This window comes from Micromonospora sp. NPDC048947, assembly GCF_040649495.1.
GTDB lineage: Bacteria > Actinomycetota > Actinomycetes > Mycobacteriales > Micromonosporaceae > Micromonospora > Micromonospora alfalfae.
The window spans coordinates 15,477-38,619 of sequence record NZ_JBEZFO010000013.1 but is presented as its reverse complement, the minus strand read 5'-3'; the positions used below and the strand labels follow the sequence as shown (position 1 = coordinate 38,619).

Sequence of the window (23,143 nt, the reverse complement as noted above, 5' to 3'; positions counted from 1 at the left end):
CGATGACCTGCGACGGTGGGCACGACCGTCTGGCCAGTTGGCGGGAGCGCGAGGCGAGCCTCTATCGGGTGTTCCCCTTCGGCGGGCTGACCCTGGGCACCCTGCTGGCCCTGGTCGCCCCGGCACCCGATCATCTCGACACACTGCCCACCCTCGCCATCGCCGTGGCGGCCGGATGCTGGGTCGCCTGGTTCGTCACAGTGCACCCCGGCTGGCATAGCCGGCGCACGCTGATGGCGATCTACTACGCCGGCCTGCTCACGTTCGCCGCCGCACTGGTGGCCGCCAGCCCGTGGTACGGCTTCTTCGCCTGGATCGGCTACATCCACGCCTTTCCGGTGCTGCCCGGGCGCTGGCGGGTCGCCGGCGTGGTCACCACGGCCACCCTCGTCGCCACGTCGCAGGGCGGTGGTCTGTCGGTGGTGATGTCGCACTGGCCGCTCTGGCTGGTGCTGGTGCTGTTCAACCTGGTGGTGGCCGGCTCGGTGAGCTGGTTCGCGATGGTCGCCGAACAGGAGGACGCCAAACGCAAACGGTTGGTGGCGGAACTCGGCGAGACCAACCGCCAGCTCACCGAGACGGTCAGTGAGAACGCCGGGCTGCACGCCCAACTGCTCACGCAGGCCCGGGAGGCCGGCGTGCTCGACGAGCGGCAACGGATGGCACGGGAGATCCACGACACCCTGGCCCAGGGGCTGACCGGCATCATCACCCAGTTGGAGGCGGCCGAGCAGACCCGCGACCGGTCCGCAGACTGGCGCCGGCACGTGGACAACGCGCTCGCACTGGCCCGGGAGAGCCTCACCGAGGCCCGCCGCTCGGTACAGGCGGTCCGTCCGGAACCGTTGGAGACGGCCCGGCTACCCGATGCCCTGGTGGAGTTGGGTGGGCGCTGGTCGGCCCTCAACGGGGTACGAGCCGACGTGGCCACCACCGGCACGCCCCGCCCGCTGCACCCTGAGGTCGAGGTGACCCTGCTCCGGGCCGCTCAGGAAGCGCTGGCCAACGTGGCCCGGCACGCCGCCGCGTCGCGGGTCGGGCTGACCCTGTCGTACATGGCGGACGTGGTCACGCTCGATGTGCGCGACGACGGGGCCGGCTTCGACATCACCGACCGGCCGGCCTCCCGCGAGCCGGGCGGCGGGTACGGGCTGACCGCCATGCGGCAGCGGGTCACCCGGGTCGGCGGCGAGTTGGCAGTCGAGTCCGAGCCGGGCGGCGGCACCGCCATCTCGGCGTCCGTCCCGGCGCTACCCGGAGGTGCCTGTTGACCGCCCCGATACGGCTGCTGATCGTCGACGACCACCCGGTCGTGCGGGACGGCCTGCGGGGGATGTTCACCGGCGACAGCGATTTCGAGGTGGTGGGCGAGGCAGCGGACGGGTCGGAGGCGTTGGTCCTGGTAGCGACGCTGCGGCCGGACGTGGTGCTGATGGACCTCCGGATGCCCGGAATGGACGGGGTGACAGCCATCGGCAGGCTGGCCCGCGCCGGCAGCGCCGCCCGGGTGCTGGTGCTCACCACCTACGACACGGACGCCGACGTGCTGCCGGCGATCGAGGCCGGCGCGACAGGTTACCTGCTCAAGGACACCCCTCGGGAGGATCTGGTCCGGGCGGTCCGGGCCGCGGCCCGGGGCGAGTCGGTGCTCGCGCCGAGCGTCGCCGGCCGGCTGATGGGCCGGCTGCGCGCTCCCGCCGAGGAGCCGCTCAGTCAACGGGAGCTGGAAGTGCTCACCCTGGTGGCCCGGGGTGCCTCCAACCGGGAGGCGGCGGCCCGCCTGTTCATCAGTGAGGCCACCGTCAAGACGCACCTGCTGCACCTGTACGCCAAGCTCGGGGTCAACGACCGGGCTGCCGCGGTGGCCACCGCGTACGACAGGGGGTTGCTGACGCCCGGCGGGCGGTGAGCGGCACCGGGCAGGATGGGCGGATGCGCGCGTCCCGACTGATCTCGTTGCTGTTGCTGTTGCAGTCGCGCGGGTCGATGACCGCGAGCGAGCTGGCGCGGGAGCTGGAGGTGTCCGAGCGGACCGTCTACCGGGACGTCCTGGCGCTCTCCGCGGCGGGCGTGCCGGTCTACGCCGACCGGGGGCGGGCCGGCGGTTACCGCCTGCTCGGTGGGTACCGCACCCGGTTGACCGGGCTGACCCGGGACGAGGCGGAGGCGCTCTTCCTCGCCGGGCTGCCCGGGCCGGCCGGCGAGATGGGACTCGCCGACGCTGTCGCGTCGGCCGAGCTGAAGGTGCTCGCCGCGCTGCCACCCGCCCTACGCGACGCGCCGGCCCGCACCGGGCAGCGGTTCCACCTGGACGTGCCGGGCTGGTTCCGGGAGACAGCGCCACCGCTCTGGCTGCCCGACCTGGCGCGGGCGGTCTGGGGAGACCTTGTGGTGGAGCTGCGCTACCGACGCGGCGACCGGGAGGTGACCCGCCCCGTCCAGCCGTACGGCCTGGTCCTCAAGAGCGGGGTCTGGTATCTGGTCGGCCGGGTCGGCGAGAACGTGCGCACCTACCGGGTGGACCGGGTCACCGGGGTCGAGGTGGGCGACGAGCACTTCGACCGCGACGAGGGCTTCGACCTGGCCGGGCACTGGCGCGAGCAGGCCGGGTCGTTCCTGCGGACCATGCTGCGGGCCGAGGTCGTCGTCCGGCTGAGCCCCGCCGGCCTGCGCCAGCTCCGGCACCTGGTCGATGCCCCCTTCGTGTACGACGAACTGGTCGCCGCCGCCGGCCCACCCGACGGGCAGGGCTGGGTGGTGACCCGGCTGTCCGTCGAGTCGGTCCCGGTGGCGTACCGCCAACTGCTGGGGCTCGGCCCCGAGGTGGAGGTCATCGACCCACCAGAGCTGCGGCGGTTGTTCGCGGAGAGCGCCGACCGGCTCGCCGCGCTCTACCGGTAGCCGGTCACGTCCGCCGGCTTGCCCGCGTCGACCACCTCGGTGATGTAGCGGAAACCCTCGGGTTGGCTGCCGTCGAGGTCGGTGAAGCCGTACACCTTGGACAGCGTGCCGGCGTCGACGGATCTGCCGCTCCAGCGGGCCTTCTCCTCGTCGGCGGCGAGCGCGGCCACCGCCCGGCCGACGAAGGCCGGGGTCTCCGAGATGAGGAAGTTCGGGTCGGTGGCGGCGCCGTCGCGCCAGTTCTCCTCGGTCACGCCGAAGTGCTCCAGCATCGCCTCGGAGCGGATCCAGCCGGGAGTGAGCGCCACGGCCGTGCAGCCGTGCGGCTTCAGCTCGTGCGCCTGACTGAAGGCGAGCCGGTTGACCGAGACCTTGGCCAGGTCGTAGAAGACCGACAGCCGGTAGTTCTCGTCGTTGTACGCCTTGGTGCCGTCGCCCATCTCCACCACCAGGCCGCCGGGCTTGCGGATCAGCAGCGGCAGCGCGAAGTGGCTGGTGATGATGTGCGTGTCGACAGCCAGTCGCAGCGTACGGAAACCTGCGTCGAGCGGCTGCTCCCAGACCGGCTTGTCCCAGGTGACCAGTGGGTCGCCGCCCCAGATGTCGTTCACCAGCACGTCGAGTTGCCCCTGCTCGGCGTCGATCCGGGCGACCAGGTCGCGGACCTGCTCGGGCACCAGGTGGTCGACCTGAACGGCGATGCCGGTGCCGCCGGCCGCGCTGACCAGCTCGGCGGTCTCCTCGATGGTCTCCGGTCGGTCCATCTCGGAGCGGCCGGCCCGGGAGCTGCGACCGGTGGCGTAGACAGTGGCACCGGCCGCGCCGAGCTGAACGGCGATCTGCCGTCCGGCACCACGGGTGGCACCGGCGACGAGCGCGATCTTTCCTGTGAGCGGTTGTGTCATGCCTGCGACGTTGTCAGGAATACCTGACAACCGACGTCCGAATTCGGGACTCGATCTAGTCGACCAGTCGGACCCGGACCCGGCGGTTGGCGCGGCCCTTGCTCTCCACCTTGACCACCTGGACCTTGCCGATCTGGGCGGTGGAGGCGACGTGGGTGCCACCGTCGGCCTGCACGTCCAGACCGACGATGTCGACGATCCGGACCTCCTGCTCATCCGGCGGGATGAGGTTGGACTGGGTACGGATGATGTCCGGCAGAGCCAGCGCCTCGGTGCGCGGCAGCACCCGGGTGGCGACCGATCGGTCGGCGGCCACCTCGGCGTTCACCAACTCCTCGATGCGGCTCTTGAAGTCCGGGGGCACCTCGGGGAGGTTGAAATCCATCCGGGCCTCGCCCGGTTCCATCGAGTTTCCGGTCACCAGCGCGCCGAAGTCGCGGAACACTACACCGCAGAGCACGTGCAGCCCGGAGTGGGTACGCATCAGGCGGGTGCGGCGCTCGTCTTCCAACGCACCGACGACAGCGGTGCCGACCGGCGGCAGCGGGTCACCCTCGGCGGGAATCAGGTAGGGGTCGTCGCCCTTGCGGGTGCCGACGATCCGGGTCTGCACGCCCTGCCAGAGCAGCACGCCGTGGTCGGGTGGTTGACCACCGCCGCCCGGGTAGAACGCCGAACGGTCGAGCACGATGCCCTGCTCCGCATCGGAGTGCAGGACCGTGCAGGTCCATTCGCGCAGTGTCGGGTCGGCAAGGTCAAGCCGGTGCGTCCGGCCGTGCTGTGTGACGCCCATGACTGGGCAGGTTACTCGTTCAGGAAGCCGGAGATGCGGTCCCGCAGATCGGCGCGTTCCGACCAGAGCACGCCGGGCCGGTCGTACACGTGCAGGGTGGCCTGTGGCAGCGCGACGGCGAGCCGCTCGGCGACGTCGACCGGGTGCAGGTCGTCGCCCGCGCAACCGATCACCAGCGCCGGCGCGGTGACCGCCGTCAGGTCACCGATCTGGCGCAGCGGAGTCTGGTCGGTGAGCGTGGCCAGACCGTCGGCCAGACCGTCGCGGAGCAGCTGGTCGAGCCGTTGCCGCAGGTAGGCCCAGCCGGCCGGGGTGTTGCGCACCGCCGGGGGCAACTCCAGCGTGACGATGTCGGCGACCGCCGAGGCGTCCCCGCTCTCCACCGCCTCCAGCAGGTCGGTGATGCGCTCCCGGGCGAGCGGCCCGCGTGGCTCGTCGAGGACCGCCGGCAGGAAGAAGACCAGCTTGTCGAAACGCTCCGGGCTCTCCACGAGGAGCCGGCAGAGGGCACCCGCGCCGAGGCTCGCGCCGAACGCCCGGCTGGCGCCGCCGAGGTCGGCGATCGCCCGTAGGTCCCGGGCCAGGTCCAGGTAGTCCCACGGCCCGTCCGGGGCTTCGGAACGGCCGTGCCCGCGGAACTGGAAGAACACCTTGCGGCCGTTCACCCCACTGCCGAAGGGGCGGGTGGTGGCGATGCCGTTGCCCAGCCCGTGCGCGAACACGGTGGCCGGATCACCGGTGCCGGTGACCAGCCGCTCCAGCCGGACGCCGTGCGGGGTGGTGACCAGCTCGGTCTCCGGCTCCGGCAGTGCCGGCCGGCCGGTACGCGGCCCACCCGGCCCGGGCCCCCAGGTGCGGGGCCCGCTGTCGGGTGGGGGTGGCCAGCGAAAACCTCTCACCAGAACCCTTTGCCGTCACTCAGGTCGCGCAGACCGACCCGGACGTCGAGCAGGTAGATCAGACCGGCGGCGATGCCGACGAGTCCGAAGAGGCTGATCGGACCGAACCCGAGCAGGGTGAGCGCGAGGCACACCGCCAGGATGGCGATCCAGCCGCCCTTGGGGAGCGTGCCGATGGCGGGGAAGGCGTCGGAGCGCTGCGTGACGGCGTGCACCAGGGCGACGCCCTGAACGATCAGCGCGAAGACGAGCAGGATCAGCTCGATCACGTCACGGACGGCAAAGGCGAAGATCGGCGCGGCGTTGGCCATGTCGGCCAGTTTATGTCCACGACCCCGGCTACGTCCGACAAGGACGCCGCCGGGGTCGTCGACCCGACGAGCTACTCGGCTGCCGGACGGGTCCGCTTGGTGGCCCGGGGGAGCTTCGCCGACGGGGTCTCGGCCGGCTTGGCGGCCTTCGGCGCGCGGGCGACCTTCTTGATCGCGGCCGGCTTGGCCTCGGCGATCTCGGCCACGTCGGCCGGGGTCGGCGCGGCGACGGGGGCCGCAGCGGTGGCGGCGGCGGCGGGGGCGGCCGGCGTCACGGACTCGGTGGCCTCGATGTCGGCGTTGACCGTGTCGGCGGCCTCCAGCACACCGGCACCGACGACCCGCTCGCCCCGGGCGACCAGCGCGCCGTACGCGGCGAACGCGCGCTCCTGGGCGACCTGGGCGCCCGCGACCACCAGGGCGGCGTTGCGGGTCGCGGCGGCGCGCAGCTTGTCGATGTCGGCCACCTCACGCAGCTTCGCCAGGTCGGCGGTCTCGTTGGCGGTGCGCAGCGTCTCGGTGGCCTTCTGCTTCAGCTCGAAGCCGGTCAGCACGGCCCGGCCACCCAGGTCGGCGACGACCCGGGTGCTGAGGACACCGACCACGGCCGGCAGCTTGCGCAGCTGCTCGATGGCCAGCTCACCGGCACCGGCTGCGGCGTAGATCGGGGCGGGGATGCGGTTGGTCTTCGGCTCGCTCATGACGTCTCCTCTTCGGCCGCCTCGGCGGCCTTCTTCTTCTGGGGGATGCTGGTGCTGCCCGGGGCGGGGGCGGTGCCCGCCTCGGTGACGGCGACCGACTCGAGCACGGCCTCGGTCGGGGTGCCGCCGACGGTGGTGGGGCCGGTCGCTGCCACATTTGCCAGGTCCGCGGCCTGACTGGCGGGCTGACTGGCGGCCAGGTCCGCGGGCTGGCTGGCGGGCTGGTCGGCCTGCGCCGTCTCGGCTCCGGCCTGGGCCTCGGCCAGCCGGGTGTTCTCCCGGCGGAACGTCTCGTAGATCTGACTGAGCGACTGCTTCTGCGCCATCGTCAGGTCGGCGTCCACGGCGATGGCGGCGAGCACCCCGTGGCCTTCCTTGTCATCGAGCAGACCGGCGCGCAGGTACATCGCCGGCGTGGAGACCCGCAGCGCGCTCGCCAGTTGCTGGAGCACCTCGGCGCTGGGCTTGCGCAGGCCGCGCTCGATCTGGCTGAGGTACGGGTTGCTGACCCCCGCCTGCTCGGCGAGCTGCCGAAGCGAGATCTTGGCGTTACGCCGCAGATCGCGGATGAACCCGCCGACGTCGGGAAGGTCCTTGGGTGTGGCCATGGCAGCGACGCTAACCGCCAGCGCTAGCTCTTGCAAGCAAAACGCTAACCATAGTTAGCAAGGTCTCAGGATCCCGTTTGCGCGCCGCCCGGCCGCTCCGTACGGTCCGTCCGTGCACAAGATCACAGTCAATGGAGCAAGCATCGCGTACGACGAGGCCGGCACCGGTTCGCCAGTCGTCCTGCTGCACGCCGGAATCGCCGACCGGCGGATGTGGCGCGGGCAGGTGGCAGCGCTCGCCGCCCGGCACCGGGTGATCGTCCCGGACCTGCGTGGCTACGGCGACTCGGAGCTCCCGCCGACCCCGTTCACGCACCACGACGACGTGGCCGGGCTGCTGGACGCGCTCGACCTGCCCCGGGCCGCCCTGGTCGGCTGCTCCTTCGGCGGGGCGGTCGCCATCGACACCGCGCTGGCCCACCCCGACCGGGTGAGCGCGCTCGCGCTGTTCGACACGGCGGTCTCCGGCAACGAGTGGTCCGACGAGGCGAACGACCTCTGGGACGACCTGGTCGGCGAGGTCGACCCGGACGACTTCGTCGCCGGCGCGGCCGGTGAGGTGCGGTTCTGGGTGGTCGGCCCGCGACGCCAGCCGGAGGACGTCGACACCGAGCTGCTCGCGTTCGCGCAGGAGATGGACCAGCGTGCCCTCGCCGCGGAGCTGGCGCTCGGCGCGGTCGAGGTGGGAGAGCTGACGCCACCGGCGATCGGTCGTCTCGGTGAGCTGAAGATCCCCGTCCTGGTCACCGCCGGCGCCGCGGACGTGCCGGACATCAGTCGGCTCGCCGACCGGATCGCCGCCGAGGTCCCCGGCGCGGTACGACTGCCGGACGTGCCGGACGCCGCGCACCTGCTCCCGCTGGAGCGTCCGGAGCCGGTCAACGCCGCGCTGCTCGACTTCCTGGGCTAGCCACCACCGCCGCTGGTCTCACCAGAGCGGGCGAACCGCCCCGACCGGGACCCCGCCACCGAAGAGCGGTGCCTCGGCGTACTCGGTCAACACCGGAGCGTCCACGCCGAGCCGGCGCAGCGCGGAGACCAGCACCGGCATCCGGGCCCGGTCGGCGCCGTCGTCGATCTTCAGTGCGACGGCGCCGACGCCCGGCAGCGCCACGGCGATCACACCCTCGGCACCGACCTTGGCCAGCAGCCCCGGGACACCGCGCATCAGACGGGTGTCGTCGGCCTGGGTGCCACCCACGATCTCCGGGTGCGCCCGCATCGCGTCGGCCACCGTGCGCGGCACCGAGCCGGGCTCGGCGTCGACCAGCCGCAGGTACGCCCCGGCCAGACCGGCCAGCGACACCGCGAGGACCGGGGCGCCGCAACCGTCGACCCCCACCGCCGCCGCCTGCTCGCCGGTGAACTCCTCGATGGCGGCCCGCAGCCGCTGCTGAAGCGGGTGCTCCGGCCGCCAGTAGCCCTCCCGCGACCAACCGGCGGCCTCGCAGGTCAACAGCATCCCGCTGTGCTTGCCGGAGCAGTTCATCTGCACCCGGCTCGGGCCGCCACCGGCCCGAAGGACCGCCTCCCGGGCCGCGGCCCCCACCGGCAGGTCGGGCGGGCAGTGCAGCGCCGACGCGTCCAACCCGGCGCGCTCCAACAGCGCACCGACCCGGGCCAGGTGGAATTCCTCGCCGGCGTGGCTCGCCGAGACCAGCGCCACGTCGGCCGGGTCGGTAAGGGCCAGGCCGGCCCGGAGCATCCCGATCGCCTGCATCGGCTTGCTGGCCGACCTGGGGAAGATCGGCGAGGTCACGTCGCCCGCGGACGCCACAGCGACACCGGCGGCGTCCAGCACCACCACCGAGCCGCGGTGCGCACCCTCCACGAACCCGGACCGGACCACCTCGGCGAGCGGCGCGCCGCCCTCGTACGTCTTCGTCACGCGCTGGACGGTACCGACGGTCCGGGGGTGCCCGGCGGCGGGGTGACCAGGAGGTCCACCGCCCGGGTGACAGGGGCGCGGGACAGACCCGGCCTTACAGCCCGAGCAGTTCGCGGGCCTCGGTGGTGGTCAGCGGTGGGCGCTGAGCGAGCTGGGCGAAACCCACAGCGCGGGCGACCAACTGCATGTTGGACTCCACCGGGCGTCCCTTCGCGTACGTCACGGTGTCCTCCATGCCGACCCGCAGGTGCCCGCCGGTCGACAGCGAGGCCAGCAGCACCGCGATGGTGCTCCGGCCGACGCCGGTGGCCGAGAAGGTGGTGCCCTCGGGCAGGTCCCGCAGCATCCGGTGGGCCGCGACAAGGGTCTCGGTGGTGCCCGGCATCCCGCCCGGCACACCCATCACGAAGTCGACGTGCACGTGCCCGCCGGCCGGCAGCCCGTACTTAGCGAGCAACCGCTGCAACGCGGACAGGTGACCGAGGTCGAAGATCTCGTACTCCGGCACGATCCCGCGTTCCTGCATCCGGGTGTGCAGGTCGACGATGAACTCCCAACGGTTGAGGAAGACGTCGTCGCCGAAGTTGACGGTGCCCATGGTGCAGGAGGCCATGTCCGGACGGGCGTCGAGCACGGCGAGCCGGGCCGCCTCCGGGTCGGTCACCGCGCCACCGGAGGAGAGCTGCACGATCAGGTCGGTGCTCTCCCGCAGCGCCGCCACGGTGTCGGCCAGCCGCACCGGGTCGAGCGTCGGCCGGGCCTCGTCGTCGCGGATGTGGACGTGGATCACGGCGGCGCCGAGCGCCTCGCACTCCTTGGCGGTGAGCAGCAACTCGTCGAGGGTCACCGGCAGCGCCGGCACCTCCGCCTTGGCCGACTCAGCGCCGGTCGGGGCCACCGTGATCAACGTCCCTGTCGTCATGCCGGCGATCCTAGACGGCCCGCTCAGGACGGGTCGATCGCCGCCGCGGTCTCGCCGATCAGCAACGCGGCGTCGTCCGGGACGTTCCGCTTCAGCACGGCGAGAGCGACCTGGCCCAGCTCGTGGTGCAGCACGGCGGTGCCGACGAAGCCGACCGCCCGGCCATCGAGCGTCACCGGCGTACCGGCCACCGGCGGCTGATCGGTTGTCACCCCGTCCAGATGCAGCAGTACGAGGCGACGCGGCGGCCGGCCCATGTTGTGCACCCGCGCCACCGTCTCCTGCCCCCGGTAGCAACCCTTGTCCAGATGCACCGCCGGGGCGATCAGGTCGACCTCGGCCGGAATGGTCCGGTGGTCGGTGTCCACCCCGACCCGGGGCTGCCGGGCGGCCACCCGGATCGCCTCGTACGCCCACAGCCCCGCGACCGGCACCCCGGCGCCGCGCAGCTCCGCAACCACCTGGTCCATCGCCGAGCGGGGCACCAGCAGGTCCACCCCGAGCGGACCACGTCGGGCCCAGCCGCCGATCGGCAGCGGTCGTACGTCGTACCTAGCGCTCGCCCGCGGTGGCACGGCACCGTGCGGGAACTTCGGACCCGGCACCGCGACCACGTCCGGTGCGGCGAGCCCGGTCACGCCGAGCGTGCCGAGCGCCTCCATGGCCTCCGGCCCGACCAGCGACAACAGCGCGCGCTCGGCCGTCGCGTCGCGTGGTTCGACCTTGCTGAAGAACCGCATCTTCTCCAGGTAGGTCAGCAGGCCCTGGGTCGCGCCGGGCTCGGTGTCGAGCCAGGCGGTCTCGCCGTCCTCGGCGACCATGGCGTGCTGCTCGACGTGGCCGTGCGGCGACAGCACCAGCAACTCGGTGCCCTCACCGGCGGCCAGCGCGTTCAGGTGCTGCGAGGTGACAGTGTGCAGCCAACTGGCCCGCTCTTCCCCGGGCACCGCGATGACCCCTCGGTGCGACCGGTCGACCAGACCGACAGCGGTGTCGAGGGTGCGCTGCTCGCGCAGCGGGTCGCCGTAGTGCGCGGCCACCCCTCGCACCCCGGCCGCGACGTGCGCCGGATCCGGCTGGTCACGGCTGGCCTCGTCGATGCTCTCGACGGCCACCGCGCCCGCGATGTCGATCATTTTTCGTCCCCGTTCTCGCAGCGTACGCAGACGCCGAAGAGTGACACGTGCCCGATGTCCACCCGGAACCCGCGCTGCGCGGCCAACTGGTCGGCGAGAGGGCGGAGCAGCTCCGGATCGATCTCGTCGATCGCGCCACACTCCCGGCAGACCAGGTGGACGTGTTGGTGTTCACCGGCGGCGTGATAGGTCGGTGAGCCGTGCGACAGGTGCGTGTGGGTGACCAGACCGAGCCGTTCCAGCAGCTCGAGCGTGCGGTAGATGGTGGTGATGTTGACGCCGGCGGCGACCTCCCGGACCGCGGTGTGCACCTGCTCCGGGGTGGCGTGGCCCAGATCGAGCACCGCCTGGAGGACGAGCTGCCGCTGGGCCGTCAGCCGCAGCCCACGGGACCGCAGCATTTCCGCGAGGGAGGATTCGGACACCGTCCGATCATAGTTCGGCCAGCAGGCTGTTCCCCGCCCGGCGATCGATCACCGCTACGCTCGACGGTCATGGTGAGGTCGTCCGTCGAGAAGAACCCGGCCGACCCGACCGCGCGGATCGCCGTCCTGGGGCGTGGCCCGGTGCCGCCCGACGACCCGGTGCTGCGCGGTGACGACCTCGGCGTGCTGCACGGCGACGGCCTCTTCGAGACCATGCACCTGCGCGACGGCCAGCCGTGGCTGCGCGACGAACACCTGGCCCGCCTGGCCACGGCGGCCACCGCCGTCGAGCTGCCCCTGCCCCCCACCACCGCGCTGATCGACCTGCTGGACCAGGTGCGGACAGGCTGGCCAGCGGCTGTGGAGGGGGCACTCAGGTTGGTCTGCACCCGCGGCCCGGAGGCCGGCGGTCCGCCCACGATCTACGCCACGCTGGCCCCGGTGCCGGCGATCTTCCGGGCCGCCCGGCGGGACGGCATCAGTGTGGCCACCCTGCCGCTGGGTCTACCCGCCGCCGCCCGCAGCGGGCTCACCTGGCTGCCGGCCGGCATCAAGTCCACGTCGTACGCGGTGAACAGCGCCGCCCGCCGCTGGGCCCGCCGGGCCGGCGTCGACGACGTGCTCTGGGTCTCCTCCGACGGGTACGCGCTGGAGGGCCCCACAGCCAATGTGGTGTGGCTCACCAACCACACGCTCTGCGCGGTGCCGGCCACCAGCACCGGCATCCTCGCCGGCACCACAGCGGCCTGGCTGCTCGCCCACGCGAACGACCTGGGCCTGAGCGCCACCGAACGGATGGTCAGCCCGGCCGACCTGCACGCGGCGGACGGCGTGTGGTTCACCTCGTCACTGCGCGGCGCCGCCGAGGTGCACACGCTGGACGGGGTACGACGGGCTCGCTGCCCGCGTACCCCCTCCCTACAGGCCCTGCTGGGCTTCCCTGTCGACTGAGCGTCAGCCGCCGACCCGGACGAGTCGGGCGGAGAGGTGCGGACTGAGCCCGTGCCCCATGGCGGCCATCTCCTGGGCGTAGAGCAGCGCACCCTCGACGATGCCGAAGAGCCGGTGCCCGCCGGTGACCTCCTTGGCGGTCGGAGTCCGGATCACCGCGTCGGTGGCGAACTCGAGCTGCGTGCCGGTGCGCTTGCCCAGGTGCAGCTCCATCACCCCGGTCGGGGTGGTCAGCAACGCCTCCAGCTCGTCGGTCGCCCGCCCATCCACCAGCACCGGTCGCCACCAGCCCACCTCGCGGCCGGCCGGACGGACCGGCTTGCTCTGCTCGTCGAGGATCCAGGCACGCGACTCGTAGTGCAGAAACGGCCGGCCGTCATGGCTGATCCGGATCTCCTGCGCGTAGTCGAAATCCTCGATGGTGGGAAAACCGCCCTTGCCCCGACCGCGCCACAGACCGATGTACGGCAACAGGGCATCCAGCGCGGGGTGCAGCTTCGGCCCGACCCGCAGGTCGTGGCTCTCCTCGAACGGGTACTCCTCGACCGGCGGCGCGTTCAGCCACGGCGGCTGCAGCGGGTTCTCGTCGCTCACCAGCGTCCTCTCGAAATGCGTACGGCAAGGTAGACCAGGCCACCGGCGAGCCCGCCCAGGCCAGCGACAAGCAGGCTGACAAACCCGATCTCGGTAACCATCCCGGCCATCCTATGCTGGGTCACATGGCCCGCACTCTCGTCGTCAAGGCCACCGCAGGGGCGGACGCCCCGGAGCGGTGCGCGCAGGCATTCACAGTCGCCGCGACGGCGGTAGCGGCAGGGGTGGACGTCTCGCTCTGGCTGACCGGTGAGTCCACCTGGTTCGCGCTGCCCGGTCGCGCCCAGCAGTTCGACCTGCCGCACTCGGCACCCCTTGCCGAGTTGTTGCACGTCATCCTGACCAGCGGCCGGGTGACCGCCTGCACGCAGTGCGCGGCCCGACGGGAGATCGGTCCGGACGACGTACTCCCCGGGGTCCGGATCGCCGGTGCCGCGGTCTTCGTCGAGGAGGCCATGGCCGAGGGCGCGCAGGCACTCGTCTACTGACCGCACGGCTGCGGTGGGTCGATCCGAGCGGAGTGCCGATACCGACCCGACATCTCGGACGGCTGCCTACGATTCGGATGTGACCGAGGCGGCGGAGAGGTTCTTCGAGGCACTGCCGTCGCGCGCCGCCGAGGTTCTGGGCGGCCTGGCCGACGGCACCCTCCAGATCGACCTCGGCGAGGACCACCGCACCGAACACTGGCTGGTCCGGATGCGGCCCGGGTCGGTACAGGTCATCCGGGGGCGTGGCCCGGCCGACGCGATCTGGTACAGCAGCGCCGCCCTCTTCGACCGGCTGATCAGCGGCGAAGCCCAGGGGGTCGCCGCGGTGCTGCGCAACGAGAGCACGTTCAGCGGGAACGTGGTGCTCTTCCTCGCCTTCCGCCGGTTCTTCCCGGACCCGCCCGGCACCCGCGACCCCCGCGAAACGGCCCGCCGAGCAGCCGGGCGACTGCGGTGAAGGACCTCGTCAGCATTCTGGACGGCAACACCTTCATGGTCAGCGACCGGCGTGGGGACATCGAACCGTCCTACGACTTCCCCACCGGGCTGTTCTCCTTCGACACCCGCTTCCTGTCCACCTGGGTGCTCACCCTGGACGGCCAGCGGCTGCACGCCCTCTCCGTCGACGATGCCCAGTCGTACCGCACCAAGTTCTTCCTCGCCCCCGGCGAGCCCACGCACTATCTGGACGCCAAGGCGTCGGTGATCCGCAGCCGGGCGATTGTGGGCAGCTTCGAGGAGGAGCTGACAGTGCTGAACCACCTCGGCGCGGACGTCGAGTGCACCCTCCGGATCGAGGTCGGGGCCGACTTCGCCGACCTGTTCGAGATCAAGAACTCTCGGCAGAAGCGGGGCCGGACCACTGTCACCGTCGCCGAGAACGAGCTGCGGCTGACCTACCGACGGGAGGCGTTCCACCGGGAGATGGTGGTCAGCAGCACCGCTCCCGCGCAGGTCGACGAGACTGGGATGACCTTCCGGATCCGGGTGGCCCGCAACGACAGCTGGACCACCACGCTGCACGTGTCAAGCGTCGTCTACGGGGCCCGGGGCGAGGACATCCGGGCCACCCTCCCGTACGGCGGCAGCCGCAGCGCGGACGCCATCCGGGCCGAGCAGCAGGAGCTGATCGACAGGGCGCCGAAGCTCGGCTGCGACTGCGAGCCGCTGGCCGGGGCGTACCGGCGCAGCCTCAACGACCTGGCCGCGCTGCGCTACGAGTCGATCGCCCTGGGCGTACGGCTGATCGCCGCAGGGCTCCCCTGGTTCATGACCCTGTTCGGCAGGGACAGCATCATCACCTCGTTGCAGGTGCTGCCGTTCCTGCCGGAGCTGGTCCCGCCGACCCTCCTGATGCTTGCCGGACTTCAGGGGCAGCGGGTGGACGACTTCCGGGACGAGGAACCCGGCAAGATCCTGCACGAGTTGCGGTACGGGGAGACCGCCGGCTTCGAGGAGCAGCCACACTCGCCGTACTACGGGTCGGCCGACTCGACGCCCCTGTTCATCATCCTGATCGACGAGTACGAGCTGTGGACCGGTGACGCCACACTCGTCCGCAAGCTGGAGTCGCAGGTCCGCAGGGCGCTGGAATGGATCGACACCTACGGTGACCTGCTCGGCACCGGCTACCTCTGGTATCAGACCCGCAACCCGGAGACCGGCCTGCAGAACCAGTGCTGGAAGGACTCCTGGGACGCCATCTCGTACGCCGACGGTGAGCTGCCCGGCTTCCCCCGGGCCACCTGCGAGTTGCAGGGCTACGCGTACGACGCGAAGATCCGGGCCGCCCGGCTGGCCAGGACCTTCTGGAACGATCCGGAGTTCGCCGACGAGTTGGAGCGGCAGGCCGCCGACCTGAAACGGCGGTTCGACAGAGACTTCTGGATCGCCGACCGCGGGTACTACGCGCTCGCGTTGGACGCCGACGGCCGGCAGGTGGACGCGCTGACCTCGAACATCGGGCACCTGCTGTGGAGCGGCATCGTGGACGAGTCCCGGGCCGGCAAGGTGGTCGAGCACCTGCTCGGGCCACGGCTGTTCTCCGGCTGGGGGGTGCGGACGCTCGCCTCGGACGAGGGGCGGTACAACCCGATCGGCTACCACGTGGGCACCGTCTGGCCGTTCGACAACTCGATCATCGCCTGGGGGTTGTGGCGGTACGGCTTCCGGGAGGAGGCCGGGCTGATCTGCGACACCATGCTGGCCGCGTCCCGGTACTTCGAGGGTCGGCTGCCGGAGGCGTTCGCCGGCTACGCCCGCGACCTCACCGACTACCCGGTGGAGTACCCGACCGCGTGCAGCCCGCAGGCCTGGTCGACAGGCACCCCGCTGCTGCTGCTGCGGGTGATGCTGGGGTTGGAGCCGCAGGGCGAACACCTGATCATCGATCCGGCGGTGCCACCGGGGATGGGCCGGGTCGAGCTGCTGGACATCCCCGGCCGGTGGGGCATGGTCGACGCGTTGGGCCGCAGCCGTGACCCGGAGGACCAGCCGGACGGCGGCTGACCCGCGCGGGCGGCCCGGCTCAGCTCGGGCAGCCGACGGTGGCGGTCAGTCGGGTGGCGTCCGGGCCGATCTCGGCCAGCACCGTGACGGCACCGCTGCGGTACGCGTACACCGGGGGTTGGTCAAGCAGTGGGGCGTTGCCGGCCAGCGGGGCGAGCGCGGCCGTCGAGGCCGCCGGGCCGGGACCGTTCGCGGACCACGAGGTACGGGCGAGACCGCCGCCCGGGCAGGGCGCGGTGACCAGCTCCGGCGCGGCGTCGCCCGGCCGGTCAAGGGCTTTCAGTGCGGCGGTCAGCGCTGCGGTCTCCGGGCCGGCGGCGGTGGCCGGAGCCGGCGTGTAGCCGGCGCCGACCGGCCGGCAACCGGTGTCGACGACCAGTCGCACCCGGCCATCGACTGTCGGCCGGCCCTCGACGGCCACGAACTCTCCGGCGTCGGCGCGCAGCTCGGGACCGTCCACCCCGGGCCCGACCCCGGCCCGCCAGCTCGCCGGCAGCCGCTCGGCGATGCCGGCCAGCACTGCCTTCTCGTCACCGGCGGCAGCGAGCACCCCGACCTCGCGCCGCAACCTCGCCCCGTCGGCGAACGGGGTGACCCGACAACCGGACGCGACCCGTGCCGGGCTCAGTTCCAGCAGACCTGCCGCACCGGCCGCGCGAGCCAACTCGCCGACCGCCCGGTCGACAACCGGGCCGGCCTGATCGAGGGAACGCTGTTCACGCACGGTCGGCGGGTCATCCCGCACCGATATCCAGGTGAGCCCGGCCAGCAGCACCGCCCAGGCCACTGTCACCGCCAGCAGCCAACGCCGCCGCGACCGGGCCGGTGTCGGCGCGGCGGGGCCGGCCGAAGAGGCCCAACCCGTCTGCACAGCACCGCTCACCCGGCAATGGTGTCACGTGCCCGCCGCCGGGCCGGCGGCGGAGGCGGTCGGCCCGACGGAGCAACCGCGGGTCAGTGGTCGTTGAGCCGGGGCGGCGGGTCGAGCCGGTAGCCGACGCCCCGCACCGTGTGCACCTGCGGTCCGCCCGGCAGGCCCCGCAGCCTGCGACGAAGCCGCCTGACTGTGGATTGCAGCGCTGCGGTCTCCGCGCCACCCAACGCAGAGGCGCAGAGGCGTTCGTAGCTCCACACCACCAGCGGTGGGCCGATGAGCACTGTGAGCAACTCCCGCTCGGTGGGAGTCAGCGGGAGCACCTCGCCGCGCCAGGTGACCCGGTGTCCGGCCCGGTCGACGACCAGTTCACCCCACTTCACCAGCCCCCGCGCCCCGGCGAGCGGAAGGACTGTGGGACTGACCGGCGCCGGACCCGTCGGCGACGACAACAGTTCGCGCAGCTCGGTCAGATCGGAACAGCTGAGCACCGGGGCGTGCCCGTCGAGTTGGCTCAGCACCCGCTCCCGCAGCGACATGTCGGTGCCCACGCAGAGGACGATGGGGACCGCTTCGTCGGACCCGCCGCTTTCATCCCTGAAACTCACCAGTAGATAGTGACGCACGCCGATGGATTTCGGCACCCGCTCCGGCGCGCTGCGAAGAAACGACCGGGGCCAGCCACCCCCGGGAGGGTGACCGGCCCCGGTCGATCAGAGCAGTGGGTCAGGCGACGGTGACGGCCACCTCGTTGACGCCTCGGCCGGCAGTGACAGCGGTGTCGCCGTTGCCGTGCCGGGACAACGCCCGCAGCGTCCAGGAACCCGGCGCGGCGAAGAACCGGAACTGCCCGGCGGCCGAGGTGACCACCTCGGCGGTGAACTCACCGGTCGAGTCGAGCAGCCGGACGTACGCGCCCGGCACCGGCTCGGCCTCGGCGGACCGGACGATGCCGGTGATGACGGTTTCCTTCTCCAGGTCCAGGCTGGCCGGCAGCGGCGCGGCCTGGTCCGGTGCGGCGCAACCCGCGGCGGTGGGAAGAGTCATGATCATGCCTCCCCGGGTTCGTCGCCGAGCGCCACCGGCACACCGACCAGCGAGCCGTACTCGGTCCAGGAGCCGTCGTAGTTCTTGACGTTGCGGTGACCCAGCAGCTCCTGGAGCACGAACCAGGTGTGCGACGAGCGCTCACCGATCCGGCAGTACGCGATGGTCTCCTTGCCGTCGTCGAGCCCCGCGTCGCCGTAGATCCTGCGCAGGTCGTCGTCGGACCGGAAGGTGCCGTCCTCGTTGGCCGCCTTGGACCACGGCACGCTGATCGCGGTGGGGATGTGGCCGGCCCGCTGCGCCTGCTCCTGCGGCAGGTGGGCGGGGGCGAGGAGGCGACCGGCGAACTCGTCGGGGCTGCGCACGTCGACAAGGTTCTTGGTGCCGATCGCGGCGACGACCTCGTCGCGGAAGGCCCGGATGGAGGTGTCCGGCTCCTGCGCGACGTACTGGGTCGCCGGGCGGGACACCGCGTCGGTGACGAGCGGGCGGGCGTCCAGTTCCCACTTCTTGCGGCCGCCGTCGAGCAGCTTCACGTCACGGTGGCCGTAGAGCTTGAAGTACCAGTAGGCGTACGCGGCGAACCAGTTGTTGTTGCCGCCGTACAGGATGACGGTGTCGTCGTTGCTGATGCCCCGCTCGGAGAGCAGCGCCTCGAACTGCGTCTTGTTGACGAAGTCCCGGCGGACCTGGTCCTGGAGGTCGGTCCTCCAGTCAATCTTGATGGCACCGGCGATGTGGCCGGTCTCGTAGGCCGAGGTGTCCTCGTCGACCTCGACGAAGACGACGCCCGGGGCGTCGAGGTTCTTCTCGGCCCACTCGGCCGAAACGAGTGCGGTGTCGCGACTCATCGAATCACTCCCTGGTGAGGATGGATGGTGAGCCAACGCGCGCGAATCGATGTGTGTAACTGTCGCACCACGCGCGGGACCCAGCGGAAGGACGGATCACGGGTTCGTGCGACGGCGCCGCTGCCGGGCGTTCGGTGGGATAACCGGAGGGTGCGAGAACCCTGTGCCGGTGGCCGCCGTCAGGCGGCCGGAGACAGCCCCGCCGTCAGATGACGGGGCGACACAGGCAGGTGGCCACGCGACACAGGTCGACCGCGCGCCGTTTGGTGAGGTGGGTCCCCATGGCCAGGGAGCCTACCAGCCAGTGACCGTGCTGCCACTGGGCCGACCACCATCCGGGAATCGCCGGGATCGCCGAGGATCTCGGCGTCCCACAGCGCCTCCGGCGTCAGCCAGCGGAGTTGATCGGCACGTTCTTGGCGTCGGCGGTGACCGCCAGCCCTTCCGGCAGTGGACGGACCTCCCGGACCGCGAGCTGGAACGGCAACTCCGGCAGAGGAACGTCGATGGAGATGCTCTTGGCGTAGTTGCTCAGGAAGGCACGAGCGAGCGGGAGGTTCGGCAGACCCGCGGCGTCCAGGTCGTTGAACCGCAGGGCGACAGCGCCGTTGTCGGCGACTGTGACGTCGGCGGTGCCGCTGATGGTGAGCTTCTGACCGAGGATGTCGGCCGGGGCCTTGACGGTGAGCTTGCCGTTCTGCTCGCCGAGGGTGAGACCCGGGCGGTTGAGCAGCGCTGCCAGACTCTCGTAGCTGATCGTGCCGGCACCGTTGACGGTGTCCGCCACGATGTCACCCTGGCCGGTGCGCAGGGTGTCCAGCGAAGCGCGAACGTCGCGGGCCGTCACATCGAGCACCGGCAGCCGGACGGCGTCGCCCTCGACCGAGGCCTGCACGTCCCGCAGGTTGATGGTGATCCGCTGGTAACGGCCATCCAGCACCTGGGTGAGGAACGGAGTTCCGCCCACCTCCACCTCGGGTGCGGCGGACTGTGCGCCCTGCTTGGCGATCTCCTGTTGTACGCGGTCGCCGATCATCCGCTCGGCGACCCCGACCGCGACCCGGTCGGCGACCACCAGCAGCCCCGCCAGCAGCAGGAGCAGCACGAACAGCCCGATGAGCAGCTTGCGGCCACGCCGTCGGGGTCGCGCCTGGTCCACCGGATAGTCCTGCGCCACGCCGCCTCCTGTCTCCGCCCGTCGCGCCGCGACGGATCGTTCGTACCGACGCCGCAGGGCGGCGCACCAGTAGGTACCCGACCGGCTCAGCGCTCAACCGTGACTCAGAGGAAGAGCATGCACATGGCGTACGCGGTGGGCGCCGCCAGGGCGAAGCCGCCGAGTGGGCCCTGCATGTGCCGGGCCACCCACATCGTGGGAGGTTCGCCGGCCATCAACCGGCCCGCCTCCGCGTACCCCACGGCGAGGTCGGAGAGGACGGCGGTGACCGCCGCAACCAAGCCGATCACGGCGGCCCGGGTCGGCGTGAAGGGAGCCACCAGATAGCTGCCGAGCAGGGCGCTGGTCAGCGTGCCGACCATCGCGCCGGCAACCACGCCGGCCGCACCCCGGGGCACCTGCGGTGCGAGTCGGGGCCAGGGCAGCACTGCGTCGGTGAGCCGGGCGACGGTGAGCGCGACGCCGCTCGCGGTCAGGCAGACGGTGATCGCCTGAGTGCCGGCCGGGATCCGGCTGAGCACGATCAGGGTGCCGAAGGCCACCACCCCGACCACGATGAGCAGTGTGGAGCCGAGGGAGTCGGTGACCCGGACCCGGTCGACCCGACGGACCAGCTGACCGAGCACCGCGGCGAGGAACCCACCGGCGGCCAGGTAGCCCAGCGGTGCCAGGCCGGCGACGTCGGTCTGCACCGCGGCGATGTCGACGAACGCCGCGACAGCGGCGCTGATACCGGCGACCACCAACAGCGCGGGCGGTCGCATGGCCATCGTCCAGGCCAGCACGAACAGAAGTTGGACGCCGAAGATGATGAAGGCGAACGGCAGCCGGTGGCCGGGGCCCGACGTCTGCGCGCCGAGCACCAGGCCGACACCGAGCAGCGCGGCGAAGCCGGCGATGGTCAGCGCCAGTTGACGGTGCACCGCGACCGGAGGAATGACCTCCTCTTCCGGCTCGTCGATCTCGTCTTCGGATCGGCGGGCCGGCTCGCCGGCGCGACGGGCCCGGCGCGGCCCACCCCGTTCGCGGCGGTCGCCGTCGGTGGTGGCCGGACCGGTACGCGGCGCGGGCGGTTGGCCGCGCGTCGCTGCGGCGGCCGGACCCGGTTGGGGCCCAGCGGGCCACGATTCGCGGCCGGCCTCGGGCGAGGTGGAGGGAAACACGACCCGATCGTGCCAGACCGGCGGCCCGACGCGGTGGTCACGGGTTTCAGCGACGTTAAAATCCGCGCCACGATCAGGGGCAAGCTAGACAAACAGGAAATGGCCTGACGGCGCGGCCGAGGCGATCGGTTAGGCTCAACGCGTTACCCGCCCGTCAGCGACGCCGGGACCACGCAATTTCTCAGCGCACTCCTTGATGAGTGCGACTGGTCGCGTGCGGCCTCGCGCCGCCGGGACGGAGGTGATCGTGGAGATCCTGCTGCTGGTGACCGCGCGCGCAGGAGAACCGTCGGCTGTGCTGCCGGCGCTCGACCTGCTGCCGCACTCGGTCCGCACCGCGCCGCGTGATGTTCGCACCCTGGTCGCGGGCCCCAGCCCGGACGCGGTGATGGTGGATGCCCGATCGGAGTTGAGCGAGGCCCGGGCGACCTGCCGGATGTTGCACGCCACCGGGCTCGGCGTGCCGTTGGTCGCGGTGGTGACCGAGGCCGGCCTGATCGCACTCAACGCCGACTGGGGCGTCGACGATGTCATCCTCGCCTCGGCCGGCCCTGCCGAGGTCGAGGCACGGCTGCGGCTGGCGGTGGGCCGGCTCAGCAACGCGACAGCTGGCGCGGGTGGCTCGATCCGGGCCGGCGAGTTGACCATCGACCCGGACACCTACGCGGCCAAGCTGAAGGGCCGTCCGCTCGACCTCACCTACAAGGAGTTCGAGCTGCTGAAGTTCCTGGCCCAGCACCCGGGCCGGGTGTTCACCCGGGACCAGCTCCTGCGCGAGGTCTGGGGCTACGACTACTTCGGCGGCACCCGCACCGTGGACGTGCACGTCCGGCGACTGCGCGCCAAGCTCGGCTCGGAGTACGAGTCGATGATCGGCACCGTCCGCCAGGTCGGCTACAAGTTCGTCGTTCCGCCGTCGCGGTCGCTCCCCGAGGCTGAGCACACGCCAGTGTCTGTCTGATCCGGAGACCACTCCGGGCGATTTCCCATATGCCCTTTTTGCGCGGCTTGGCAGCTCTATTCTGACTGCCGGGTTTGTCGGAGAAAGGGGCGACGGTGCGCGCACTGAACACGGGGGCGACGGGCCGGCGTGACCGGCAAGCCAGGCGGAAGTCGTGATGCGGGGCAACTCGACCGCGAGGGCGGCGGGGATCGTGACGCTTGTGGTGGCAGGGCTGCTCGGCTCCGCGTACGTGCTGGGCCGCAGCCTCGTCCCCGACCAGACGCCTCGGCACTCCACCAGTGTCACAACGAGCGCCGACGGACCGCACTACGCCGACCAACCCAGCGTTGGCGAGCCGAACGGAGCCCCGAGCGCCAGCGCAAGCGCGACCGAGACCGGCCCAGCCGAGACCGGCCAGGACGGGTCCGGACGGGACGCCGGAGACGACAACCTGTTCGGCGCGCACGCCACCACCGGCACCCCGCGGCTCGCGCTGACCTTCGACGACGGGCCGGACCCGCGCTACACGCCGCAGGTCCTCGCCCTCCTGCGCGAATACGACGTGCGCGCCACGTTCTGCGTGGTCGGCGAGAACGCGCAGAACCACCCCGACCTGGTCCAGTCGATCGTGGACGCCGGGCACACCCTGTGCAACCACTCCTGGCACCACGACGTCGGCCTGGGCGCCCGGTCGGCCGACGCCATCCGCTCCGACCTCCTGCGCACCAACGCGGCGATCCGGGCGGCGGTGCCGAACGCGCCGATCGTCTGGTACCGCCAGCCGGGCGGAGCCTGGACGTACCCGGTGGTGTCGGTGGCGCGGCAGCTCGGCATGACCCCGCTGCACTGGTCGGTGGATCCGTCGGACTGGGAGCTACCCGGCGCCAGCAAGATCACCGCGACGGTGCTGAGCCAGGCCGAACCGGGCTCGGTGGTGCTGCTGCACGACGCCGGTGGGGACCGGCAGGGCACGATGGAGGCGCTGCGCCGGATCCTGCCCGACCTGACGGCCCGGTTCGAGCTGGAGGCACTCCCCACCGACCCGACGTGAGCCG

28 protein-coding genes and 1 pseudogene are annotated in these 23,143 nt (G+C 71.9%); 10 read left to right on the top strand and 19 right to left on the bottom strand.

What is annotated here, in order from left to right; translation table 11 throughout:
* Positions 1 to 2: 2 nt before the first annotated feature.
* Genes AB0B98_RS19495 through AB0B98_RS19485 form a run of 3 tightly spaced genes read left to right on the top strand, consistent with a single transcriptional unit; the run spans position 3 to position 2,901 of the window.
* Positions 3 to 1,271 carry a sensor histidine kinase gene (locus tag AB0B98_RS19495; RefSeq protein ID WP_357364278.1) on the top strand — a complete coding sequence of 423 codons (1,269 nt, stop codon included), beginning with the start codon at positions 3 to 5 and terminating at the stop codon, positions 1,269 to 1,271.
* Positions 1,268 to 1,909 carry a response regulator transcription factor gene (locus tag AB0B98_RS19490; RefSeq protein WP_357364277.1) on the top strand — a complete coding sequence of 214 codons (642 nt, stop codon included), beginning with the start codon at positions 1,268 to 1,270 and terminating at the stop codon, positions 1,907 to 1,909. The genes AB0B98_RS19495 and AB0B98_RS19490 overlap by 4 nt, the downstream gene beginning before the upstream one ends.
* Before the next feature lie 23 nt (positions 1,910 to 1,932).
* Entirely contained in the window at positions 1,933 to 2,901 is a 969-nt protein-coding gene (locus AB0B98_RS19485; RefSeq protein WP_357364275.1) for a WYL domain-containing protein, read from the top strand.
* Here AB0B98_RS19485 and AB0B98_RS19480 read toward each other — a convergent pair.
* From AB0B98_RS19480 to AB0B98_RS19455, 6 genes and pseudogenes are all read right to left on the bottom strand, one after another.
* Positions 2,892 to 3,806 (bottom strand): SDR family oxidoreductase, encoded by a 915-nt coding sequence (locus AB0B98_RS19480; protein WP_238666973.1) that lies wholly within the window; start codon positions 3,804 to 3,806, stop codon positions 2,892 to 2,894. The genes AB0B98_RS19485 and AB0B98_RS19480 overlap by 10 nt on opposite strands.
* Before the next feature lie 55 nt (positions 3,807 to 3,861).
* Complete coding sequence (locus AB0B98_RS19475) at positions 3,862 to 4,599, bottom strand: alanyl-tRNA editing protein (protein ID WP_238666974.1); 738 nt, start codon at positions 4,597 to 4,599, stop codon at positions 3,862 to 3,864.
* An 11-nt stretch (positions 4,600 to 4,610) separates the two neighbouring features.
* The gene (locus AB0B98_RS19470; protein ID WP_357364272.1) at positions 4,611 to 5,498 is read right to left on the bottom strand and encodes an alpha/beta hydrolase; all 888 of its coding nucleotides are present in this window, start codon (positions 5,496 to 5,498) and stop codon (positions 4,611 to 4,613) included.
* Positions 5,495 to 5,809, bottom strand: a complete 315-nt coding sequence (locus tag AB0B98_RS19465; RefSeq protein ID WP_238666976.1) for a DUF2516 family protein — start codon at positions 5,807 to 5,809, stop codon at positions 5,495 to 5,497. The genes AB0B98_RS19470 and AB0B98_RS19465 overlap by 4 nt, the downstream gene beginning before the upstream one ends.
* A 71-nt stretch (positions 5,810 to 5,880) precedes the next feature.
* Positions 5,881 to 6,510 carry a hypothetical protein gene (locus tag AB0B98_RS19460; protein WP_357364270.1) on the bottom strand — a complete coding sequence of 210 codons (630 nt, stop codon included), beginning with the start codon at positions 6,508 to 6,510 and terminating at the stop codon, positions 5,881 to 5,883.
* Between the two features lie 113 nt (positions 6,511 to 6,623).
* Positions 6,624 to 7,118 (bottom strand): annotated as a pseudogene (locus AB0B98_RS19455) (helix-turn-helix transcriptional regulator); the annotation flags it as partial.
* 112 nt (positions 7,119 to 7,230) lie between these two features.
* Between AB0B98_RS19455 and AB0B98_RS19450 the strand changes: the two are divergent.
* Positions 7,231 to 8,028, top strand: coding sequence for an alpha/beta hydrolase (locus AB0B98_RS19450; protein WP_357364269.1), 798 nt, complete (start codon positions 7,231 to 7,233; stop codon positions 8,026 to 8,028).
* Between the two features lie 18 nt (positions 8,029 to 8,046).
* Here AB0B98_RS19450 and AB0B98_RS19445 read toward each other — a convergent pair whose 3' ends face one another.
* The 4 genes from AB0B98_RS19445 to AB0B98_RS19430 form a co-directional block, all read right to left on the bottom strand.
* Entirely contained in the window at positions 8,047 to 9,006 is a 960-nt protein-coding gene (locus AB0B98_RS19445) for an asparaginase (RefSeq protein WP_238666980.1), read from the bottom strand.
* Between the two features lie 94 nt (positions 9,007 to 9,100).
* Positions 9,101 to 9,928 carry a 3-keto-5-aminohexanoate cleavage protein gene (locus tag AB0B98_RS19440; RefSeq protein ID WP_357364267.1) on the bottom strand — a complete coding sequence of 276 codons (828 nt, stop codon included), beginning with the start codon at positions 9,926 to 9,928 and terminating at the stop codon, positions 9,101 to 9,103.
* A gap of 23 nt (positions 9,929 to 9,951) precedes the next feature.
* Positions 9,952 to 11,064, bottom strand: coding sequence for a folate-binding protein (locus AB0B98_RS19435; RefSeq protein WP_357364265.1), 1,113 nt, complete (start codon positions 11,062 to 11,064; stop codon positions 9,952 to 9,954).
* Positions 11,061 to 11,489, bottom strand: a complete 429-nt coding sequence (locus tag AB0B98_RS19430) for a Fur family transcriptional regulator (RefSeq protein ID WP_238666982.1) — start codon at positions 11,487 to 11,489, stop codon at positions 11,061 to 11,063. The genes AB0B98_RS19435 and AB0B98_RS19430 overlap by 4 nt, the downstream gene beginning before the upstream one ends.
* 69 nt (positions 11,490 to 11,558) lie before the next feature.
* Between AB0B98_RS19430 and AB0B98_RS19425 the strand changes: the two genes are divergently transcribed.
* Positions 11,559 to 12,440, top strand: a complete 882-nt coding sequence (locus AB0B98_RS19425) for an aminotransferase class IV (protein WP_357364263.1) — start codon at positions 11,559 to 11,561, stop codon at positions 12,438 to 12,440.
* 3 nt (positions 12,441 to 12,443) lie between these two features.
* On the opposite strand, the gene AB0B98_RS19420 is transcribed toward AB0B98_RS19425, so the two are convergent.
* Together AB0B98_RS19420 and mtfM are read right to left on the bottom strand one after the other, a co-directional pair.
* Positions 12,444 to 13,034, bottom strand: a complete 591-nt coding sequence (locus tag AB0B98_RS19420) for an FABP family protein (RefSeq protein ID WP_357364261.1) — start codon at positions 13,032 to 13,034, stop codon at positions 12,444 to 12,446.
* The gene (gene mtfM / locus AB0B98_RS19415; RefSeq protein ID WP_030327764.1) at positions 13,031 to 13,135 is read right to left on the bottom strand and encodes a small membrane protein MtfM; all 105 of its coding nucleotides are present in this window, start codon (positions 13,133 to 13,135) and stop codon (positions 13,031 to 13,033) included. The genes AB0B98_RS19420 and mtfM overlap by 4 nt, the downstream gene beginning before the upstream one ends.
* Positions 13,136 to 13,147: 12 nt before the next feature.
* Here mtfM and AB0B98_RS19410 point away from each other — a divergent pair, with 12 nt between their 5' ends.
* The 3 genes from AB0B98_RS19410 to AB0B98_RS19400 all read left to right on the top strand — a co-directional run bounded on the left by AB0B98_RS19410 (position 13,148) and on the right by AB0B98_RS19400 (position 16,033).
* Entirely contained in the window at positions 13,148 to 13,522 is a 375-nt protein-coding gene (locus AB0B98_RS19410; RefSeq protein WP_238666984.1) for a DsrE family protein, read from the top strand.
* Positions 13,523 to 13,601: 79 nt separating this feature from the next.
* Positions 13,602 to 13,982, top strand: a complete 381-nt coding sequence (locus tag AB0B98_RS19405; RefSeq protein ID WP_357279827.1) for an SCP2 sterol-binding domain-containing protein — start codon at positions 13,602 to 13,604, stop codon at positions 13,980 to 13,982.
* Entirely contained in the window at positions 13,979 to 16,033 is a 2,055-nt protein-coding gene (locus AB0B98_RS19400; RefSeq protein WP_357364259.1) for a glycogen debranching N-terminal domain-containing protein, read from the top strand. The genes AB0B98_RS19405 and AB0B98_RS19400 overlap by 4 nt, the downstream gene beginning before the upstream one ends.
* Before the next feature lie 19 nt (positions 16,034 to 16,052).
* Here AB0B98_RS19400 and AB0B98_RS19395 read toward each other — a convergent pair whose 3' ends face one another.
* From AB0B98_RS19395 to AB0B98_RS19365, 7 genes are all read right to left on the bottom strand, one after another.
* Complete coding sequence (locus tag AB0B98_RS19395; RefSeq protein WP_357364257.1) at positions 16,053 to 16,916, bottom strand: hypothetical protein; 864 nt, start codon at positions 16,914 to 16,916, stop codon at positions 16,053 to 16,055.
* A 71-nt stretch (positions 16,917 to 16,987) separates the two neighbouring features.
* The gene (locus AB0B98_RS19390; protein WP_357364468.1) at positions 16,988 to 17,446 is read right to left on the bottom strand and encodes a winged helix-turn-helix domain-containing protein; all 459 of its coding nucleotides are present in this window, start codon (positions 17,444 to 17,446) and stop codon (positions 16,988 to 16,990) included.
* 187 nt (positions 17,447 to 17,633) lie between these two features.
* Positions 17,634 to 17,954 (bottom strand): DUF1416 domain-containing protein, encoded by a 321-nt coding sequence (locus AB0B98_RS19385; RefSeq protein ID WP_091402852.1) that lies wholly within the window; start codon positions 17,952 to 17,954, stop codon positions 17,634 to 17,636.
* Positions 17,955 to 17,956: 2 nt separating this feature from the next.
* Positions 17,957 to 18,805, bottom strand: a complete 849-nt coding sequence (locus tag AB0B98_RS19380) for a sulfurtransferase (RefSeq protein ID WP_357364255.1) — start codon at positions 18,803 to 18,805, stop codon at positions 17,957 to 17,959.
* 205 nt (positions 18,806 to 19,010) lie between these two features.
* Positions 19,011 to 19,088, bottom strand: a complete 78-nt coding sequence (locus AB0B98_RS19375; RefSeq protein ID WP_310503780.1) for an Ms5788A family Cys-rich leader peptide — start codon at positions 19,086 to 19,088, stop codon at positions 19,011 to 19,013.
* A gap of 105 nt (positions 19,089 to 19,193) precedes the next feature.
* A complete protein-coding gene (locus AB0B98_RS19370) occupies positions 19,194 to 19,982 on the bottom strand; it encodes a DUF2993 domain-containing protein (RefSeq protein ID WP_238666989.1) in 789 nt (262 codons plus the stop codon).
* A gap of 104 nt (positions 19,983 to 20,086) precedes the next feature.
* Positions 20,087 to 21,145, bottom strand: a complete 1,059-nt coding sequence (locus AB0B98_RS19365) for a hypothetical protein (protein WP_357364253.1) — start codon at positions 21,143 to 21,145, stop codon at positions 20,087 to 20,089.
* Between the two features lie 241 nt (positions 21,146 to 21,386).
* On the opposite strand from AB0B98_RS19365, the gene AB0B98_RS19360 reads away from it, so the two are divergent.
* Both AB0B98_RS19360 and AB0B98_RS19355 read left to right on the top strand, forming a co-directional pair.
* Complete coding sequence (locus tag AB0B98_RS19360; RefSeq protein WP_238667165.1) at positions 21,387 to 22,106, top strand: response regulator transcription factor; 720 nt, start codon at positions 21,387 to 21,389, stop codon at positions 22,104 to 22,106.
* Positions 22,107 to 22,263: 157 nt separating this feature from the next.
* A complete protein-coding gene (locus AB0B98_RS19355; RefSeq protein ID WP_357364251.1) occupies positions 22,264 to 23,139 on the top strand; it encodes a polysaccharide deacetylase family protein in 876 nt (291 codons plus the stop codon).
* Positions 23,140 to 23,143 lie beyond the last annotated feature (4 nt).

Excerpts from the sequence above, each read along its gene's own strand:
- AB0B98_RS19495 (WP_357364278.1), top strand. The coding sequence starts at position 3 with ATGACCTGCGACGGTGGGCACGACCGTCTGGCCAGTTGGCGGGAGCGC.
- AB0B98_RS19485 (WP_357364275.1), top strand. The coding sequence starts at position 1,933 with ATGCGCGCGTCCCGACTGATCTCGTTGCTGTTGCTGTTGCAGTCGCGC.
- AB0B98_RS19480 (WP_238666973.1), bottom strand. The coding sequence starts at position 3,806 with ATGACACAACCGCTCACAGGAAAGATCGCGCTCGTCGCCGGTGCCACC.
- AB0B98_RS19475 (WP_238666974.1), bottom strand. The coding sequence starts at position 4,599 with ATGGGCGTCACACAGCACGGCCGGACGCACCGGCTTGACCTTGCCGAC.
- AB0B98_RS19465 (WP_238666976.1), bottom strand. The coding sequence starts at position 5,809 with ATGGCCAACGCCGCGCCGATCTTCGCCTTTGCCGTCCGTGACGTGATC.
- AB0B98_RS19460 (WP_357364270.1), bottom strand. The coding sequence starts at position 6,510 with ATGAGCGAGCCGAAGACCAACCGCATCCCCGCCCCGATCTACGCCGCA.
- AB0B98_RS19440 (WP_357364267.1), bottom strand. The coding sequence starts at position 9,928 with ATGACGACAGGGACGTTGATCACGGTGGCCCCGACCGGCGCTGAGTCG.
- AB0B98_RS19435 (WP_357364265.1), bottom strand. The coding sequence starts at position 11,064 with ATGATCGACATCGCGGGCGCGGTGGCCGTCGAGAGCATCGACGAGGCC.
- AB0B98_RS19425 (WP_357364263.1), top strand. The coding sequence starts at position 11,559 with ATGGTGAGGTCGTCCGTCGAGAAGAACCCGGCCGACCCGACCGCGCGG.
- mtfM (WP_030327764.1), bottom strand. The coding sequence starts at position 13,135 with ATGGTTACCGAGATCGGGTTTGTCAGCCTGCTTGTCGCTGGCCTGGGC.
- AB0B98_RS19410 (WP_238666984.1), top strand. The coding sequence starts at position 13,148 with ATGCTGGGTCACATGGCCCGCACTCTCGTCGTCAAGGCCACCGCAGGG.
- AB0B98_RS19390 (WP_357364468.1), bottom strand. The coding sequence starts at position 17,446 with ATGTCGCTGCGGGAGCGGGTGCTGAGCCAACTCGACGGGCACGCCCCG.
- AB0B98_RS19385 (WP_091402852.1), bottom strand. The coding sequence starts at position 17,954 with ATGACTCTTCCCACCGCCGCGGGTTGCGCCGCACCGGACCAGGCCGCG.
- AB0B98_RS19380 (WP_357364255.1), bottom strand. The coding sequence starts at position 18,805 with ATGAGTCGCGACACCGCACTCGTTTCGGCCGAGTGGGCCGAGAAGAAC.
- AB0B98_RS19375 (WP_310503780.1), bottom strand. The coding sequence starts at position 19,088 with ATGGGGACCCACCTCACCAAACGGCGCGCGGTCGACCTGTGTCGCGTG.
- AB0B98_RS19355 (WP_357364251.1), top strand. The coding sequence starts at position 22,264 with ATGCGGGGCAACTCGACCGCGAGGGCGGCGGGGATCGTGACGCTTGTG.